Annotated in this window: 13 protein-coding genes and 2 pseudogenes; 4 read left to right on the top strand and 11 right to left on the bottom strand. The window is 58.2% G+C overall.

The features are described from left to right. Positions 1 to 10: 10 nt before the first annotated feature. From AC1RS8_RS06245 to gfa, 7 genes and pseudogenes are all read right to left on the bottom strand, one after another. Positions 11 to 469: a metallophosphoesterase family protein gene (locus AC1RS8_RS06245; protein WP_489340623.1), complete on the bottom strand. Its 459-nt coding sequence runs from the start codon at positions 467 to 469 to the stop codon at positions 11 to 13. 192 nt (positions 470 to 661) lie between these two features. Next, complete coding sequence (locus AC1RS8_RS06240) at positions 662 to 1738, bottom strand: threonine aldolase family protein (protein ID WP_489338437.1); 1077 nt, start codon at positions 1736 to 1738, stop codon at positions 662 to 664. 109 nt (positions 1739 to 1847) lie between these two features. After that, on the bottom strand, positions 1848 to 2663 hold the full coding sequence (locus tag AC1RS8_RS06235) for an AraC family transcriptional regulator (RefSeq protein WP_489338438.1): 816 nt from the start codon (positions 2661 to 2663) through the stop codon (positions 1848 to 1850). A 200-nt stretch (positions 2664 to 2863) separates the two neighbouring features. Further along, positions 2864 to 3319 carry a glycine zipper 2TM domain-containing protein gene (locus AC1RS8_RS06230; protein ID WP_154946429.1) on the bottom strand — a complete coding sequence of 152 codons (456 nt, stop codon included), beginning with the start codon at positions 3317 to 3319 and terminating at the stop codon, positions 2864 to 2866. A gap of 270 nt (positions 3320 to 3589) precedes the next feature. Then, on the bottom strand, positions 3590 to 8422 hold the full coding sequence (locus AC1RS8_RS06225) for a M10 family metallopeptidase C-terminal domain-containing protein (RefSeq protein WP_489338439.1): 4833 nt from the start codon (positions 8420 to 8422) through the stop codon (positions 3590 to 3592). Positions 8423 to 8756: 334 nt separating this feature from the next. Then, a pseudogene (locus tag AC1RS8_RS06220) lies at positions 8757 to 8906 on the bottom strand (ornithine cyclodeaminase); the annotation flags it as partial. A 68-nt stretch (positions 8907 to 8974) separates the two neighbouring features. Next, positions 8975 to 9553 carry an S-(hydroxymethyl)glutathione synthase gene (gene gfa / locus AC1RS8_RS06215; protein ID WP_057714844.1) on the bottom strand — a complete coding sequence of 193 codons (579 nt, stop codon included), beginning with the start codon at positions 9551 to 9553 and terminating at the stop codon, positions 8975 to 8977. Between the two features lie 513 nt (positions 9554 to 10066). Between gfa and AC1RS8_RS06210 the strand changes: the two genes are divergently transcribed. Further along, entirely contained in the window at positions 10067 to 10513 is a 447-nt protein-coding gene (locus AC1RS8_RS06210) for an SDR family oxidoreductase (RefSeq protein ID WP_493162482.1), read from the top strand. Positions 10514 to 10742: 229 nt separating this feature from the next. On the opposite strand, the gene AC1RS8_RS06205 is transcribed toward AC1RS8_RS06210, so the two are convergent. Further along, complete coding sequence (locus tag AC1RS8_RS06205) at positions 10743 to 10958, bottom strand: hypothetical protein (RefSeq protein WP_057714843.1); 216 nt, start codon at positions 10956 to 10958, stop codon at positions 10743 to 10745. A 123-nt stretch (positions 10959 to 11081) separates the two neighbouring features. After that, positions 11082 to 12305, bottom strand: a complete 1224-nt coding sequence (locus AC1RS8_RS06200; protein ID WP_224795386.1) for a patatin-like phospholipase family protein — start codon at positions 12303 to 12305, stop codon at positions 11082 to 11084. Between the two features lie 344 nt (positions 12306 to 12649). On the opposite strand from AC1RS8_RS06200, the pseudogene AC1RS8_RS06195 reads away from it, so the two are divergent. Both AC1RS8_RS06195 and AC1RS8_RS06190 read left to right on the top strand, forming a co-directional pair. Further along, positions 12650 to 13294 (top strand): annotated as a pseudogene (locus AC1RS8_RS06195) (transporter substrate-binding domain-containing protein); the annotation flags it as partial. Between the two features lie 169 nt (positions 13295 to 13463). Continuing rightward, positions 13464 to 14216: a transglycosylase SLT domain-containing protein gene (locus AC1RS8_RS06190; protein WP_493162475.1), complete on the top strand. Its 753-nt coding sequence runs from the start codon at positions 13464 to 13466 to the stop codon at positions 14214 to 14216. 4 nt (positions 14217 to 14220) lie between these two features. Here the strand turns inward: AC1RS8_RS06190 and AC1RS8_RS06185 are convergent, their stop codons facing one another. After that, complete coding sequence (locus tag AC1RS8_RS06185) at positions 14221 to 14508, bottom strand: hypothetical protein (RefSeq protein WP_131726867.1); 288 nt, start codon at positions 14506 to 14508, stop codon at positions 14221 to 14223. 217 nt (positions 14509 to 14725) lie between these two features. Here AC1RS8_RS06185 and AC1RS8_RS06180 point away from each other — a divergent pair, with 217 nt between their 5' ends. Continuing rightward, positions 14726 to 15322, top strand: a complete 597-nt coding sequence (locus tag AC1RS8_RS06180; protein WP_489338441.1) for a flavin reductase family protein — start codon at positions 14726 to 14728, stop codon at positions 15320 to 15322. Here the strand turns inward: AC1RS8_RS06180 and AC1RS8_RS06175 are convergent. Next, on the bottom strand, positions 15306 to 16175 hold the full coding sequence (locus tag AC1RS8_RS06175) for a LysR substrate-binding domain-containing protein (protein WP_489338442.1): 870 nt from the start codon (positions 16173 to 16175) through the stop codon (positions 15306 to 15308). The two genes, AC1RS8_RS06180 and AC1RS8_RS06175, sit on opposite strands and share 17 nt — an antisense overlap. Positions 16176 to 16196 lie beyond the last annotated feature (21 nt).

Below are 16196 nucleotides of genomic sequence, written 5' to 3'. Positions count from 1 at the left end.
TGAAGGCGATTCAGTCGAGCAGCGACACCAGCCTCGGTTCGATTGACTGGTCAACCACTTCAAGCAACGCCAGGGTGACAGGCAACTTGAAGCGTCGGCGGCCGGCACTGCCGGGATTCAGGAATAGCCGTTCACCGCGCCAGTCGATGCGCGGTTTGTGGGAATGACCGGTGATCACCAGCTTGATGCGGCTATCAAGATCGGCCGCCACGTCGGCGATGTCATGCACCAGCAGCACCGTCCAGCCGTTGAGCTCCAGGTGCAGACAATCGGGCAACTCCCGCGCCCAGGATGCGTCCAGGTCATTGTTGCCCCGCACCGCATCCACCGGCGCGATTGCGGCCAATTGGTCGAGGATCGCCTCGCTACCGATGTCACCCGCGTGAAGGATGCGATCACAGCCTTGCAGGGCGGCAATGGCTTCGGGGCGGAGCAAACCGTGGGTGTCGGAGATGACGCCGATTTTCATCGCGGGCGGCTCGAGATGCATTCTGCTTCCAGGCTCAAGCGGATGTCTCCTGTGCTGAGCATTGTTGAGCGAAGCAGTCAATTCAACCACATCGAAGCCGGGCCCGGGCGGTAAATGACATCGACGGCGTAAACTCCGCTTTGGCGGCTGCTCATTGAAACCAGAGCGAGCACAGCCGCCACTTGCGATCAACTAACGTTCTTGTGGCCGGTCAGCAGCTCGCCTCACCTGGTTCAACAGGTGATCGACATCCTCGGCGGTGGTGGCGAACGAGGTGACAAAGCGAACGACATTCGGTCCCCAGCGATCATGGTAGAACCCGAAGCCGGCCTTCAGCAGCGCATCGATCATTGCCGAGTCCAGCCGGCAGAACAGGATGTTCGCCTCGGTGCCGCCGAGCACCTCGACGCCACCCAGGCCCTCAAGCCCTTGCGCCAGGCGCTGGGCGGCAGCGTTGGCCTTGCGTGCATTGCGCAGCCAGAGATCGTCGGTCAGGTACGCATCGATCTGCGCCGACAGAAAACGCATCTTGGAAGAGAGATGGCCTGCACGTTTGCGGCGGTAACTCATCTCGGTGGCAAGGGAGGTGTTGAACAGGACGATCGCTTCCGCCGCCAGCACGCCGTTCTTGGTGGCACCGAACGACAGGGCATCCACGCCGGCCTTCCACGTCATCTCGGCCGGGGAGCAGCCAAGCGACACCAGGGCGTTGGCAAAACGCGATCCATCCATATGCAATCCCAGGGAAGAGGACTTGCAGATGTCACCAATGGCTGCGATTTCATCCAGGGTGTAGATGCTGCCGACTTCAGTGGCCTGAGTGATGCTGACGCAGGCGGGCTGGGTCGTGTGTACGTCGCCGACTTTTTCGCGAGTGCGCTCGCGCAATCGGACGATATCCAGCTTGGCCGCCGGGCCGTCGACGGTCATCAGCTTCGCGCCGTTGGAAAAGAACTCGGGCGCGCCGCATTCATCGTTGTTGATATGGCTGGCCGGGTGGCAGTAGATGTTGCCCCAGGGTGGTGTCATCGCACTCAGGCACAGGGCGTTGGCGGCGGTGCCGGTGGGCACGAGAAAGACCTCCACGTCGCGCTCGAAGATCTCGCAGAACTTGCGCTTGACCTGTGCCGTCAACTCGTCGGTGCCATAGGGACCCGCCTGGCCCGAGCTGTGTTTGACGAGGGCCTGTGCCACCTCCGGCGATGCACCGGCGATGTTGTCACTTGAAAAACCCAGCGCGGGCGGTCTGCTTGTTTCACCGTTCATCATCCAGTTCTCGGCTGCGCAGGCGAAGGTGTTTCGCCCGGATTGGCGCATCCTATGGAGGGGGACGGTTGTTGCGCTTGTAAAAAATTGACGCTCGCCGTTGGTCGACGGCCTAAGTCCTGTAGCGTGATGGCGCGACGCCGAATGCCTGTCGAAAGGCGCGGTTGAAATGGCTTTGATCGTAGAAGCCGACGGCGTGGGCGACATCGATGATCGGTTGCTCGCTGCCAGACAGCAGGCCACACGCCCGTTCGAGACGCAGGCGAAGCAGCCATGCGTGGGGCGTCATGCCGATGGTCCGCTTGAACTGCTTGAGAAACGGGAAACGCCCCAGCCCACATAGTCCGGCGAGATCATCGAGGGTGATTCGCTCATCGATGTGGCTGAAACAATAGTCCCTGACGCGAGACCATTGCAGGGGTGATAGCGAGCCGGTAATCGTTTCGGGCTTGATTGCCCGTGACTGGCTCAACAGCTGTTCAAGGAGGGTGAACCATTGCGTCTGCACCGCGAGGCTGCCGGGGCCAACGGCCTGCTGCATTGCATCGTGCAACCCGCGCAGCTTGCCGGCAAGCCCCGTGTCTTCGAGCAACACACCGGTCAATTCAAGCTCTTTCGGTTGACCGCTGATCTCCTCGGCCAGGCTCGCGACCAGCGCCTGGGATAGACGGAATGTCTTGAGCGTATAAGCGCCGCCGTCTTCGGATACACCGTCGTGGATTTCACCCGGCGGCATCAGGGCAACACTTCCCGGCCCCAAAAGAAACGACTCGCCTTTCGCTCGATGACGCTGGATGCCTTCGGTGACAAAACCAATGTGGAAATCGAGGTGGTAATGGCGATCGAAGCCGACATCCGCAAAACGTGCGGACCCCAGCACCAGGCCTGGTACTTCGGACACGTGATGGTACTTGGCTTGCTCAGTCATGAAACCCGTTCAACAATCGGCGAGGAGGGCGAGAGACTCAAAGTTTAAGTGCGCAAGAGGTATAGATCCATGGGTTGCCAGCAATTGGCCTGAGGTCGTGCATGAGTCATTGAGTGTCAACCGTACTCGCTCGCCATGAGGATGTTGCGCAGCCAGTGACGACGGCTCATTTGTCCGCTGCGCAACGTCCGGTAGCCATCCTAGCTTTGTGGTACCACCCGCGCTTCGTTTCCGGCACCCTCGACGTACACGTTCATGCCTTTTCTCAGCGTCGGGTTGATCGGCTGCGTTACCGAAACCAGTACGCCGCTCTGGGTGCGAACGATGATCTGCTGTGCGTCCACGGGCTGATCATATTTTTTCTTTTCGACGTAGTTGCCGCCTGCCGCCCCCGCGAGAGCTCCGGCGACCATCGCCACATCCCGGCCGGTACCCTGGCCGATCAGGCTACCCAGGCCCAGACCACCAATACCGCCCAAGATGGCACCGACGCCGCTATCGTGATTGGTCTGCATCTGGGTCTGTGTGATCTGCTCGATTTTCCCCGAGCGGATCTCCATCTCGCCAGCGCCTCCGCTCCCGGCGCCCACCGCGGCACAGCCGCCAAGCAACAGACCAAAAAGCGAAATCGTCAGCCAGGAAAAGATTGTTTTCATCGTCAAACTCCATTTTCAGAGGAAGTGGATCATGCAAACGCATCCAATGAAGTTAGACGAAAAAGTCCGGTTCATGCGCTTGTCTGGCTGTGCAAGGCGTTTGAGGTCGAGAAAGCGCGCCAGCGCCAGCGCACGACCAGGATGGCCACTGATCCGCGCAGTCGATGTAAAGGGCGCCGGGATCTCCAGCGATGCTGCCCCTTTCGAGGGAGATACGGCTGGCTTCAATCGCGCACACCCGCCCCAGGCGCACTACCGCAGGGTGTGGGCTTAACCCAAGGCTGTGAAATCGCTGGCGTGCAGCTCCTGGACGCCCACCAGTTGGATTTCGAACTCGGGGGTGGCGTCGGCGTTGACACTGCCCTGGAGAATGCCATTGGCAAAGCGCAGTTGACCGGTGGCGTTGGCAGGGTCGAAGGCATTGCTGCCGATGAAGGCGAAGGTGTCGACAGCGGTGGTCAGCGGGTTGGCGTCCAGGCCGGTGAAATCCAGAAGATCGCCCTCGGTGCTCTTGAAACCGTTGACCACATCGCGCAAAGCCCCGACGCCCATGTCCGACAACGCACTGAACGCGAAGGTATCCGCGCCAGTGCCACCGATGAGGTTGTCGGTGCCTGTACCGCCGATCAGCCGGTCATCGCCCGAACCGCCCACCAGTGAGTCGTTGCCCGCACCACCGTTCAGAACGTTCGCGGCGCTGTTGCCCGAGAGACTATCGGCGTAGGCGCTTCCCGTCAGGTTTTCGCAGAATTTCAAGGTGTCGAGCCCGGAACCCGTGGTGTTTTGTTGCGCTGACGTCGAGAGGTTTACGGTAACGCCGGACAGGGCGCGCTCAAAAGACACCGTGTCAATGCCATCGCGTCCGTCCAGCACGTTGTTGCCGGCTCCGGCGAACAGCGTGTTGTCCAACGCGTTGCCCGTGCCATTGGCGGCGCCAGTGCTATCGACATACAGATGTTCAACGTTATTGCTGAGGGTAAAGGCCGCCAGGCTGCTGTGCACACTGTCGACTCCTCCAGGCGCCGCATTGCTGTTGGTCTCGATCACTGCGTCGTGGGCGTTGTCGACATAGTAGGTATCGTTGCCATCGCCGCCGCTCATGCTGTCGGCCCCTGCGGCACCATTGAGCACGTTATTGGCGGCATTGCCGGTGATGAAGTTGTGCCGCTCATTGCCGGTGCCGTTGATGTCCGACACGCCGGTGAGCACCAGGTTCTCGAGATTGGCGCCCAGGGTCCAGCTGACCGAGGCCTGCACCGTATCGATCTGCGAGGTCGAGGTGTTGGTTTCCACCACGCGGTCGAACGCGTTATCGACCACATAGACGTCGTTGCCATTGCCACCGGTCATGGTGTCGGCGCCCAGTTTGCCATCCAGCGTGTCGTTGCCCGAGCTGCCCGCCAGGGTATCCGCCTGGTCGGTACCGGAAATCATGTTCCGGGCGTTGTCGAAAATGTCCTGCACGCTGTTGTTGTCGTTGGGGTTGCCCTGGAAGCCAAGGTCATTGGCAATGTAGTCGGCCAGGCGCTGGCCGACGATCTCCGCCGACTCCTCGTGCAGGTGCCAGACGTCGTCGGGATACGCCAGCGGATCGACTTCGTGGCGCAAGGGGAGGTCGGTGTAGTCCACCGCCAGCTTGACGTCGGCGCGCTCGGCGGCGATGGCTTCCTGGGCTGCGCGTACATAACCACCCCCCTCGACGATGGAGGCAATTTTCTCCTCCGAATAACCACGGGCACGCGCTGCGTCCTGTTCGTAGTGACCGGTTTCCATCATGTACACGCTGAAGTTGCCGAACTGGGCATGCAGGTAATCAAACACCTTCAGGGTCGCGGCCTTGTACGCCGCTGCTGCCGCTGCTTTGTCCGTGGCTCGGGCGATCTCCTGGGCTGCTTCCTCGCCCTGGCCCCAAATGATGCCCATGGTGACGTTACTGATCGATTGGAGTTCGCTGAGCTGACCCCGCAGCAGCGTCACGGCGCGCAACAACGCGGCCCCGGGCTGGTTGGTGTCGGTCAGCCACCAGCACAACTCGAGTTCCCCGGCGCTCAGCGTCGAGAGGCCGGTGACCGTGCTGCCGCCCACCGCGATGTCGATGCCGTTGCCATCGGCATCGGTGAACTGGCTGCGCACGTCATAGGGGGTGTAGCGGTCCAGGTCGTTGACCAGCATCGAGGTGCCGGACTGATTGTCGTCCTCCGTCATGCGCAGCAGGCGCGCATTGGATTGGCCGAGGGTGGGCAGATAGAGGATGTCCTGCTGGGTGCTCTCGCCGAACACGAAGTCGCTGGCGGTCAGGGTGTTGAGGTAGTTGCCGAAGAGCGCGATTTCAAAACGATTGCCATCGGCATCCGTTTCGGCGGACTTGATGTAGGTCTTGTCGCCGGCCGCGTTGAGGGTGATGTACAACGTGCCATGGTGGCCATCGCCGAGGCCGAGAAAGCCCAGGCCCGAAACATCGATCTTGTCGACGCCCGCGGTGAAGTCATAAATCGTGTCGGTGGCCGTGACACCGCCGGTGTCGTAGTCGCGGTAGCTGTCGAGCACGTTGCTGTAGCGGAAGGTGTCGGCACCGTCGCCGCCGTACAGCGAGTCGCGTCCGGCGCCGCCGTCGACGATATCCGCGCCGGTGCCGGCCTTGATCGTGTCGTTGCCACCGAGGCCGAGGATCAGGTCGGCACCCGCCGTGCCGTTGAGGGTTTCGGCATTGTTGGTGCCGGTGACGGTGTTGGCGGGCGCATCGGCCACCGCCAGGGCGAAGCTATCGCTGACCGATGCACCGGCCGGGTCCGTGGCTCTGACCAGCACGTTGTAATTACCGGACGCGGTGCTGGTCGGCGTGCCGGTGAAGGTCAGGTTGCTGGCATTGAAGCTCAGCCACGCGGGCAGGGCGCTGCCATCGGCCAGGGTGGCGGTGTAGCTGAGGCTGTCATTGTCCGGATCGGTGAAGCTGGTGGCCGGCACCACGTAGCTGAACACGGTGTTTTCGGTGGCGTTCTGATCCAGCAGCGGCGTGGTCAGCACCGGCGCCTGGTTGGTCGGTGACGAGGTGGCGAAGATGAAATTGGCGCTGGTCAGTTTGTCGAGGTGGTTGCCGTCCAGTGCCACTTCGAAGCGGTTGCCATTGGCGTCGGCGGTCAGGGACTTGATGTAAGTCTTGGTGCCGGCACTGTTGAGCACCAGGTATACGGTGTTGTTCTTGCCATCCCCCAGGCCGGTGAAACCCATGGCCGAGAGGTCGATCTTGTCGGCGGTGAAATCGAAATCGGTGATCAGGTCGCCAAGGTTGGCACCGCCGGTGTTGTAGTTGCGGTAACTGTCCAGGCGATTGGAAAACACGAACGTGTCCGACCCGGCACCGCCGGTGAGGGTGTCCATGCCGGCGCCGCCGTCGAGTTTGTCGTCGCCCGCGCCGCCACTGAGGCTGTCGTTGCCGGCCAGGCCGAACAGGGTGTCGGCCGAATCGCTGCCCAACAACGAGTCGCTGCCGCTGGTGCCGGTGATCACCCGATTAAAGATGAAGTTATTGGCCGTCAGGGTGCTGGTCAGGTTGCCCGAGAGGATCAGCTCGAAACGATTGCCACTGGCGTCGGCGTCGTAGTCCTTGATGTAGGTGCGGTCGCTGCTGGCGCTGTAGCTGACCTGCAGGGTGCCGCCACGGCCATTGCCTATGTCTGTGAAGCCGAGGCCGGCGAGGTCGATCTTGTCCTGGGTGACGTCGAAGTCGGTGATGGTGTCATCAAAGCTTGTGGTCGCGTTGCGGTAACTGTCGGACTGAGCGGCGAAACGGAACGTATCGGCGCCGGTACCGCCGGTGAGTTTGTCGATGCCTGCACCACCCACCAGAATGTCGCCACCGGCCCCGCCATTGAGGGTGTCGTTGCCGGCAACGCCGTAGAAAATCTCGCTGGCGGCGCTGCCCAGCAGGGTGTCGTTGCCAGCCGTACCTTGCACGGTGGTCATCGGCACCGTGGCGCTGACGTAGCTGCCGTCGCCATAGACCAGCGTGGCACCGTTGCTGGTGTGGCTGATGGTGTTGCCGATGATGGCGTTGCGATCAGTGCCGTCTTCATTGCGCTCTGCAACGCCATAGGTCGACAGGTTGCTGCCGGTGATGAGGTTGCCCTGGATGGTGTTATCGCTGCCGTTGAAGTACTTGCCGGACACGCCCAGGGTGTCGTCGTAGGACTGGATGATGATCTCCGGTACGGGGCTGCCCAGGGAATTGTTGTTGAGCGTGTTGTCGATGATCTCGACGTGGTTGCTGCCGTAGATGCGGATCCCGGCACTGGCGTTGTCGTGAATGTCGACGCCACTGACGGTCACCTCGCTGGACAGTTTGATCAGCACCCCTTCGGCGCCGTTGCCGTACACCTCGCCACCGGTGATGGTTATGTTGCTGGGGGAGGGGATGTCCTCGCTGCCGCGCTGCACGACGATGCCAGTGCCGCCGTTGTTGTAGGCAACGTTATTGGTGAGTGTGAAGTCGTGGGTGCTGGTGACGATGTTGAAACCGTGCCGGTCGTTGTCGTAGGCGACGTTGTTTTCGAAGGTGCTGTCGCTGAGGAAGTCGGCAACGAAACCGTCCAGGCCGTTGCCGTGGGACACGCTGTTGCTGATGACCATGTTCACGGTCTGCTCGTGGGGGTCGAAACCGTACCCGGAGCAATCCTTGATCTCGACGCTGTCGAGGGTGACGTTGGAGTCGTAGCCCGCTTCGCCGGGAATGTAGCCGTTGAACCAACCGTCGATCTTGCCCGTGGTGTTGTCACGGTTGCCGTCGATGGTGAGGTTGCTGACACCGAAGTCGTGGGTTTGCTCGCCATAGGCGGAGCGGATGACTCCGGTGATCTTGGTGTCGGAACCGTCAGCCACCTTGACGGTGGTTGCGCCCATGCCGTCGCCGTAAAGGTAGACGTTACTCTTGAGCATCAGGCAGCCGTCGGAGGGTTCCTCACCTCCCGAAACGATGTAAGTTCCGGTCGGCATGTACACCTGCCCCCCGCCTGCAGCGGCCGCCGCATCAATTGCATTTTGTATCGCCGCCGTATCGTCAGTGATGCCATCTCCTTTGGCGCCAAAATTTTGGACATTGAAAATCATGAGTTTATCTCCGTGTCAGGCGAAAACCTCGGCAGATGCCAATACTCCATCGGCAGCTACCGTGTTATGACCCACCGGAGCGCAAAAGTTGTGACCGCATATCGGGGAAGCGTCAAAAAACAGATAAAGCTGATTAGCGGTTATGAGATGTTTTGGAGAAATAACGGTTTGTTGACGATCATTCAGGTGGCGAGTCCGCACTGGACCGGGTGGCTCGCGCAGCGGATGGCGCTGAAAAAAAGCTCAAAAGACCGAGACCTTGTTCAGGGTTCCGCCTGGCAGCCGAAGGGGCCGCCAGGTGAACGCTATGGAGAGTCGAGTGGAGTCAGGCCCGAAGCCTTACATCGAGTGCCAGGGCTTGGAATTCGCTCTGCGAACCGTTGCCGATAAGTGCCATTCGGCGACTGTCCGGTCGGGCGAGGTAGCGGGCGGCAAGTGCAGAAGTGGCAGCGGTGCGAATGGCAGTAGTCAGCGTCATTTCACTGTGCGGGAAGTGGTTTTTTTGGGATGTCGGGGCCGCGGTCCGACGAAGAAACCGCGGCGGCCGATCAATCAGGCGGCGGGGAGCAGGCCTTTCTGTTTGGCGACATGAGTCGCCAGTGCGTCCATCAAGTCCGGGGACAGGCAGTCATAGGGCTCCAGGCCGATCGAGCGCAGGCGCTCACGGATGGCCTTCATTTGTGCTGGCGGTGTGCCGGTTTCGATGATGGACGACACGAACGCCGCGAAGCTCGGCGCAGCCCATCCACTTTGGGGGGAGAGCTCGGTGTGGACGAAGTCCAGACCATAAAATGCATGGTCTTTGTTCTCGATGCGCCCGAAGAGATGGGCGTGGCACTGCTTGCAGGCGTGCCGCTGAATGGTGGCGGTTTCGTCGACAATTGCCAGTTTTTCACCGTGGGCAGTGACGCTGACCTTATCCCGAGGTACTACGGCAATGACGGCGAATGTCGCGTTTTGCGGTTTCCAGCATTTGCTGCAGCCGCACGCGTGGTTATGCAGGGTTTGTGCGTCGATCTTGACCTCGACCTTGTCGGTCGCACACAAGCATTGCAGGGTGCCTCCTGTGAAATTCGCAGCGGCAGGCTGGAGACCATTGTCCAGTGCAGGGTGAAGTTTCAAGGTGTTCACGTTGGCTTCTCCGTTTCAGGGTGTCAGACGAAAGTGCCTTGGGCCGTTCACCTCATCGCATCCTGGACCATCTTCGGCAACTGGGTGCGACCCTCGACGCCTTTGGATTTATCGACCCGAAGATCGCCTGGGCCAAGCGACCACGGGGAGAAAGAGTGGCTGTCGCCTCCGGTATCCCAGAGAAAATCATAGTTCAAAGACGCCCTGAAAACCGGGTAGCAAGCGGTTTCTTATTGCTCGTGGATTCCCACTGATCCAGCGTCGATATTGCTTCGGACACATCGCAGGGTGAGCACGAAAACTTAATGTCTGAAGCATCGATGGCAAATCTACAAATCAGTTCGCGAGAATTCAAAGAGTTGGTTCAGAGAGCTAGAGCTGTGGACCTCAGAACTGAGGCGGGGATCTGCTTTAATACAGCATTTAACTTGTGGGCGATGTCATGTGTTCATAAGAGGACCGTCTCCTTGCTCTGGGGGAGTATAGGCAGAATCGTGGGGATATTGTTCATCGATTTATGTTCATAGGGGAGTACTAGCCAGCAACCTCCAGCACGACGTCACCGATGCCGATGCCGATGCCGATGCCGATGCCGATGCCGATGCCGATGCCGATGCCGATGCGACGAAATCAGTGGTGCGTAAGGCCGTCAAGCAGTTCGGGCGTCTCGACGTGGCATTTGCCAACGCCGGTATTTCCTGGCGCGGCGCGCCGGCGACCCTACGCACCTACGATGAGGACGAGTTTGAACGCATCTGCGCTGTGGACCTGAATCCACAGCCGACTTCTGTCTGTCGTGACGGGCAGCAGTCGCCCCATATCGGACATTGCAGTATCAATCAAAAACCATTGCGTGCTTGCGTGGATCTAGGAGTACTCCCGAATTTTTTACAGATCAAATCCAGGTCATTCCACGGGTTACACCGTTGTCCTGCGTACCCGCAATCTGGGGAGTGTTGAAACGCGTCAACACGATCAATCTCTTTTTGCTGGGCGTGGCAAGTTCGGCAAGACACGATGCCATTAGCAATTTGCCATCGACCATTCCAAACAATCAGATCCTCGGTCGCCGTCATAAATCACCATCTAATCTCTTTTCACCTACATTAGAATCGATCGACAAATTACAGCTGAGGTTCCCCCAAAAAAAGGGACTGCTTTTGGCGGATTGCTGTCTGTCAGGAAAAAGTCATTCAGGCGTCATGGCCATCGCTAGCGTCATGTTGATTAACTCTTCGTTCTTGCTGATTGTTGCCAACGCATTATGCACATTGCCTCCAATCTCACCCGAGCCGCGCTGCTCGATCCAAAGGGTAAGCTCCATGATCGCGGCTTCGAGGGCTAGTAAGTTATGATTGATCTTGAAGAGCAGAGAAGGGAGTAGGTCAGCGTTCGAAAACGTCATTCCTCCGTGAAAGAGATCAGCAATGAAAGACCGGCGCGTCCTCCGTGACTTCCGCTGTTTTTGTTGTACCTTTGGTTTTTTTGCTAGGAGACATTTCCACTCCTTTGCTCAACGAAATCGAGCTTATTTTCCCGTTGTTGTACCCGGAGAAGCGAATCCGGGCGGCACTTTGAGCCACGGGAAACTCTGCAGCGCCATGTCATAACCGGTGGCGTAGAGCTTGCGCATGTACTCGTTGTCGAACTCTTCCTTGTGGGGGAAGTTGAAACTCGCCGGTATGAACCCAAGATTGAAGTCCACACCGTCGCGCTGGGTGGTGGCGTAGATCCGGTAGAGGTCGCCGATGCCCTGGCTGTGGATCAACGAGGCGATCGAGCGCCCAGCGATGCTCATCGTGCTGCGCTCGACCTGCGCCCAGTCCGGATCGAGTCGCGCGTTGCGTATCACGTAGAGTTTACGCTCGCGGGTGACTCCCGCTTTTGCAGCTTCCTCGTTGATACGGATCCCGGCCGGGTAAGCGAATACCTGCGCCATGATGCCGCCGTCGACGTGCATTTCCTGATAGGGTTTACCGTCGACTTCCACATCGATCATCATCGGCGGAAATCCTCCTGGAATAGAGGCGGAAGCGATCATGATTTTCACGAAAAGGTCCAATGCCTCAGGACCACCATAGGTCGCGATTTTTCCCATGTCCCAGATAATGGGGCGACGCGCATCGAGGTCTGCGGTAGCGACCAACAGAAAGCGGCCCTTCGCGTACTCGGCGGCGACCTCCTTGAGCATGTCCTCGGTCACTGATTGGCGCGTCAGCTTCAACAGCGGCGCATTGTCCGACATTGCGTCGCTCAAAACGCCTGAGATAAAGCTGCGCGGTGCAATGACGTCTTTGGGCGATAGAGTGGTATAGACCCGCTTCAGCGTTGCGTCATACTTCGGCCCGAGAAAGGCGAAAGGCGCAATCAGTGCGCCCGTGCTGATTCCGGTAACGAGTTTGAATTCAGGGCGCTTTCCTGTAACCGTCCAGCCATTCAACAACCCCGCGGTGAACGCGCCATTGTCTCCACCGCCCGAAATTGCCAGATATGTCACTGGCGGCATGGGGCCCTTGTGCCCCAGCTTCACGAGGTAAGCCTGTTCCCGCTGCAGCGCTTCTAGCGCAACTCGGTTCAGCTCTGTCATGTCTCCGCCACCGACATAACGCACCCCGGTCATTCCCGGAATCTGCGCTCTCGCCGTCAATTCGGACGGCACCGCGGGTAGGCGAGGCGGCGTCATGGTGCAGCCTTGTAAGCCTTGTATCAGTACAAGCAGCGCGACAACCAGACTGGTGATTTTCATAGTCATGCATCACTCGAAAAGTGTTCGATCCGATTGCCCGTGGCGTCGATTCAACGATCGTCTACAGGTGTCGGCTGCTTCGAAGCGACTGGTTTTTTGACGTCGATCAGTCACTCTCTATGCATTCTGATCGCTTGCGATTGTTGGAACGATAGCATCTCTGAATCGTTCTGCTATGGCGCGACCTCCAGATCAAGCATCCGGCAACCAGGCATGGAACGGCTGTCATCACTGAACTAAGCTTTGCTGTGTTCTTCTGGATGAATGGTCTTGGCCATCTTGGCACGGCTGAACTTAGGGACGGAGCAGTTGGAACAAGTTAGGCGAAAACAACTTGTGGAGCACTGACCATGTTGGGCGCGCGCGATCTGGTAATACACCGTTCAGGTCGTCTTTTTGCACGCTTAGCTCCGATCATCTACACCGTTGCGGCGCTCACGTTTTTCGCTGGCCAGATCTATGCCGCAGTCGAGACAAAGTCGTCCCCTCAGACACCGCAACGCGAGCAACTCACCATCTCGATCGAGATCGCGAAGCCGTGGACTGGTGATCTCGACGGGATGATCGAACGACGGGTCATTCGCGTCTTGTCGGTCTACAGCAAAACTTTCTATTTTGTCGATAGGGGTGTCCAGCGCGGTCTGACTTACGACGCTTTTCGCGTATTCGAGGAGGATCTGAACAAGGAACTGGCCAAGGATAAAAAACTGAAACACAAGGCTCTGAAAGTGCGGGTGGTGTTCATTCCTGTCGCTCGGGATGAACTGCTGCCGGCGTTGATTGCCGGCAAGGGCGATATTGCGGCGTCTAACCTAACTGTGATCGAGGCGCGCAAGAACCTAGTCGATTTTTCCTCGCCTGTTTATCGCAACGTCAGCGAGGTAGTGGTATCCGGTCCCGACTCGCCCGCAGTGGCCAACGTGGACGAGTTAGCGGGACAGGTAGTCTTCGTTCGCAAGTCCTCCAGTTATTACGAGAGCCTGATAGCCCTCAATCAGCGCTTCGTCAGCGAGAACAAACCTGCGGTAATCCTCAAGGAGGCACCGGAAGCTTTGGAGGATGAGGACCTGATAGAGATGCTGAGCGCCGGCATGATTCCTTTGATCGTCGTGGATAAGCACAAGGCGGTTTTCTGGAAGAAGGTCTTCCCGAATATCACGGTGCATGATGAGATCACCTTACGCACCGGCGGCGAAATCGCCTGGGCGATCCGCAAGGGCAGTCCGCAAGGGCAGTCCGCAGCTCCAGGCTGCTGTCAATGGTTTCATTGCTCGCCACGGCCAAGGGACTACCACCGGGAACATGCTTCTGACCCGTTATTTGATCAACGAAAAATATGTGAAGGCCTCCACCGCCGAGTCCGAACGCAAGAAATTTATCGCATTGATTCAGTACTTCCAGCGGTACGGGGACAAATACTCTGTGGACTGGTTACTGATGGCAGCCCAGGGATACCAGGAGTCTCAACTGAATCAGGCAGCCAAGAGCAAGGTGGGCGCCATTGGTGTCATGCAGGTCATGCCCGCCACCGGCAAGGAACTTGGCGTCGGCAACATTGCTGAAGTCGAACCAAACATTAATGCCGGGATCAAGTACATGCGTTGGATGATCGACCAGTACTATGGCAAGGAGCCCATGACCAACTTGGACAAGGCCCTGTTCGCCTTCGCTTCCTACAATGCAGGTGCGGGCAGGATTTCCAAACTTCGTAAAGAAGCCGCCCTGCGTGGACTCGATCCGAACGTCTGGTTTCACAACGTTGAGTATGTTGCCGCCGAGAAGATCGGTGCGGAGACGGTTACCTACGTTAGCAATATCTACAAGTACTACATTGCCTACCAATTGATCATGGAAGCTAAGAAGGAGAAAGAGGAGGCTACGCAGAAGCTGAAAGACCAGAGTAAAGAGGCGCGTTGACTTATCAAAGTGCTCCAAAAAAGCGCTCGATACAGGCTTCGAACTGGATATCTGTATCACCCACGTTTCTGTGGACCGCATTGAGCGGCAATAAGAAGCAGATCGCCTGTGTTTTATTCGGCGGAATCGACAGACAGCTTTTGGCCGATTGCTGCCTGTCGTGACCGGTTGAATCCACAACCCAAAGCGGACGTTCGTCAAGGTCTGCTTTCGGCAGCACCCGGAACAGGAAGTTACCGTCGGCCCATTCGCTTCGAGGTCTGTGCCATGGATGTAAGATGATGGTAAGCAAACCTTCCGGCCTTGGGAAATGAGGTGATGTGTCACCGGATGCTTACAGCGGAGGAGTATCGATTGGTACCGAGCGTTTCCAGCGCCAGATTAACAGGCAACGCCCATCCATCTATGGTTGTATAAGATTCACTTATAGTCAGTGCAAGATTCAATATTATTTATTGACCGGCAATGGTGTTCCACTCCCGCTATCACTGAACTCGGGAGGGTATTTCATGTTTCTTGTAGTTGGCCGTAATGATGAAGAGATCAACCAGCATTGGATGAGTTGTGTGGTCCCCAGACCTGTCGGATGGATTTCCACACTCGGTAAAAACGGGGTACCGAATCTCGCGCCTTACAGCTTCTTCAATGCGCTGTCGCAGAACCCGCCGATTGTGGTGTTCGGCTCCAATGGCCGTCATGCACACGGTGCTAAAGACACAGCCAGAAACGTCCTTGAAACCGGAGAATTCGTCTGCAACATGGCCAGCTTTGATCTGCGTGTTCAGGTCCGGACGACCAGTGATGTGGAGCGGCCCGAAATCAATGAGTTTGAACGGGCGGGACTGGAGTTCGAAGCGTCCTCATTGGTGAAGCCTCCACGAGTCAAAGCATCGCCAATACACATTGAGTGCGTGTTGTTAGAAGCCGTCGAGCTTCCATCGGAGCTAGAGGAAAATCTGCTGATCATCGGGCGGGTGGTCGGCGTTCATATCAATGATGCCTGCCTCACTGACGGACGTATCGACCTCTCCAGAATCCGGCCACTCGCCCGGCTCGGTTATGGTCAATTTTCAACCATCGGCAGCATCGTTAAAGGTGTTGCTTGAGGAAATGGGCAAATTCTCGTGCCAGTTGCGAGGGCTCTTCCTGCGTGGGAAGCAACAGTGCAATTTCGTATCTGATCGCTGGCGAGAAGGGCTTGAGAACCAGATTTTTGGTGAAGGGCCAGCTGACCACTGGGTCGACGATCCCGACACCCATGCCAGCGCAAACCAATTCGCACGCCGTCGAGAAGAACTCAGTCTCGGCCACCACGTTCCAGGCTGACCCGTGCGCCGAAAAAGCCATGGCCAACTGTTGGTAGATAGGGTCGCCCTTGAACAGTGAAACGAAGGGTACGCCATCCAGATCCGACGGGGTGATCACCTCCAGTTGAGCGAGGGGATGGCCGAGCGGCACCATGCACTGACATTCATACGAGATCACTTCCATGCTGGAGGTGGGGTAGTCGAGGGGCAACTCGGCAATGGCCAGGTCGAATTGCTGCGTGTTCATTAGCTCACGGACAGACTGAGAGTTTCGGGTAATGATTTTCAGCTCAAGCCCCGGACGCTCTTTCGCGAACCCGGCCATCACCCGTGGCAACAGGTTGATCGAGATACTGGCGTAGGCGGCGATCGCCAGATGGCCTCGTTTTCCCGTTCGGATTTCCTTGGCGACCCGATTGGTTTTTTCCACCGCCTCCAGCGCCCGTTCAGCTTCAACGAAAAACAGCCGTGCTTCCGGCGTAGGTTGCAGCCGACCACCTTTGCGCACGAACAGCTTCAAGCCCGTCTCATGCTCCAGATTGGCGATGGTGCTGCTAATGGCGGGCTGGGAAATACTCAACAGCTCTGCCGCTCGGGTCATCGTGCCGTGGATCATCAAAGTTCTGAAGCACTCGAGCTGCCGGATTCGCATGGGATACCCTATAGATTTAGC

The sequence above is a fragment of the Pseudomonas sp. GW821-FHT12A04 genome (genome assembly GCF_058807755.1).
This window is presented reverse-complemented; position numbering and strand designations above follow the sequence as displayed.

Excerpts from the sequence above, each read along its gene's own strand:
- AC1RS8_RS06245 (WP_489340623.1), bottom strand. The coding sequence starts at position 469 with ATGAAAATCGGCGTCATCTCCGACACCCACGGTTTGCTCCGCCCCGAA.
- AC1RS8_RS06240 (WP_489338437.1), bottom strand. The coding sequence starts at position 1,738 with ATGATGAACGGTGAAACAAGCAGACCGCCCGCGCTGGGTTTTTCAAGT.
- AC1RS8_RS06235 (WP_489338438.1), bottom strand. The coding sequence starts at position 2,663 with ATGACTGAGCAAGCCAAGTACCATCACGTGTCCGAAGTACCAGGCCTG.
- AC1RS8_RS06230 (WP_154946429.1), bottom strand. The coding sequence starts at position 3,319 with ATGAAAACAATCTTTTCCTGGCTGACGATTTCGCTTTTTGGTCTGTTG.
- AC1RS8_RS06225 (WP_489338439.1), bottom strand. The coding sequence starts at position 8,422 with ATGATTTTCAATGTCCAAAATTTTGGCGCCAAAGGAGATGGCATCACT.
- AC1RS8_RS06205 (WP_057714843.1), bottom strand. The coding sequence starts at position 10,958 with ATGACGTTTTCGAACGCTGACCTACTCCCTTCTCTGCTCTTCAAGATC.
- AC1RS8_RS06200 (WP_224795386.1), bottom strand. The coding sequence starts at position 12,305 with ATGACTATGAAAATCACCAGTCTGGTTGTCGCGCTGCTTGTACTGATA.
- AC1RS8_RS06190 (WP_493162475.1), top strand. The coding sequence starts at position 13,464 with ATGATGAGATCACCTTACGCACCGGCGGCGAAATCGCCTGGGCGATCC.
- AC1RS8_RS06180 (WP_489338441.1), top strand. The coding sequence starts at position 14,726 with ATGTTTCTTGTAGTTGGCCGTAATGATGAAGAGATCAACCAGCATTGG.
- AC1RS8_RS06175 (WP_489338442.1), bottom strand. The coding sequence starts at position 16,175 with ATGCGAATCCGGCAGCTCGAGTGCTTCAGAACTTTGATGATCCACGGC.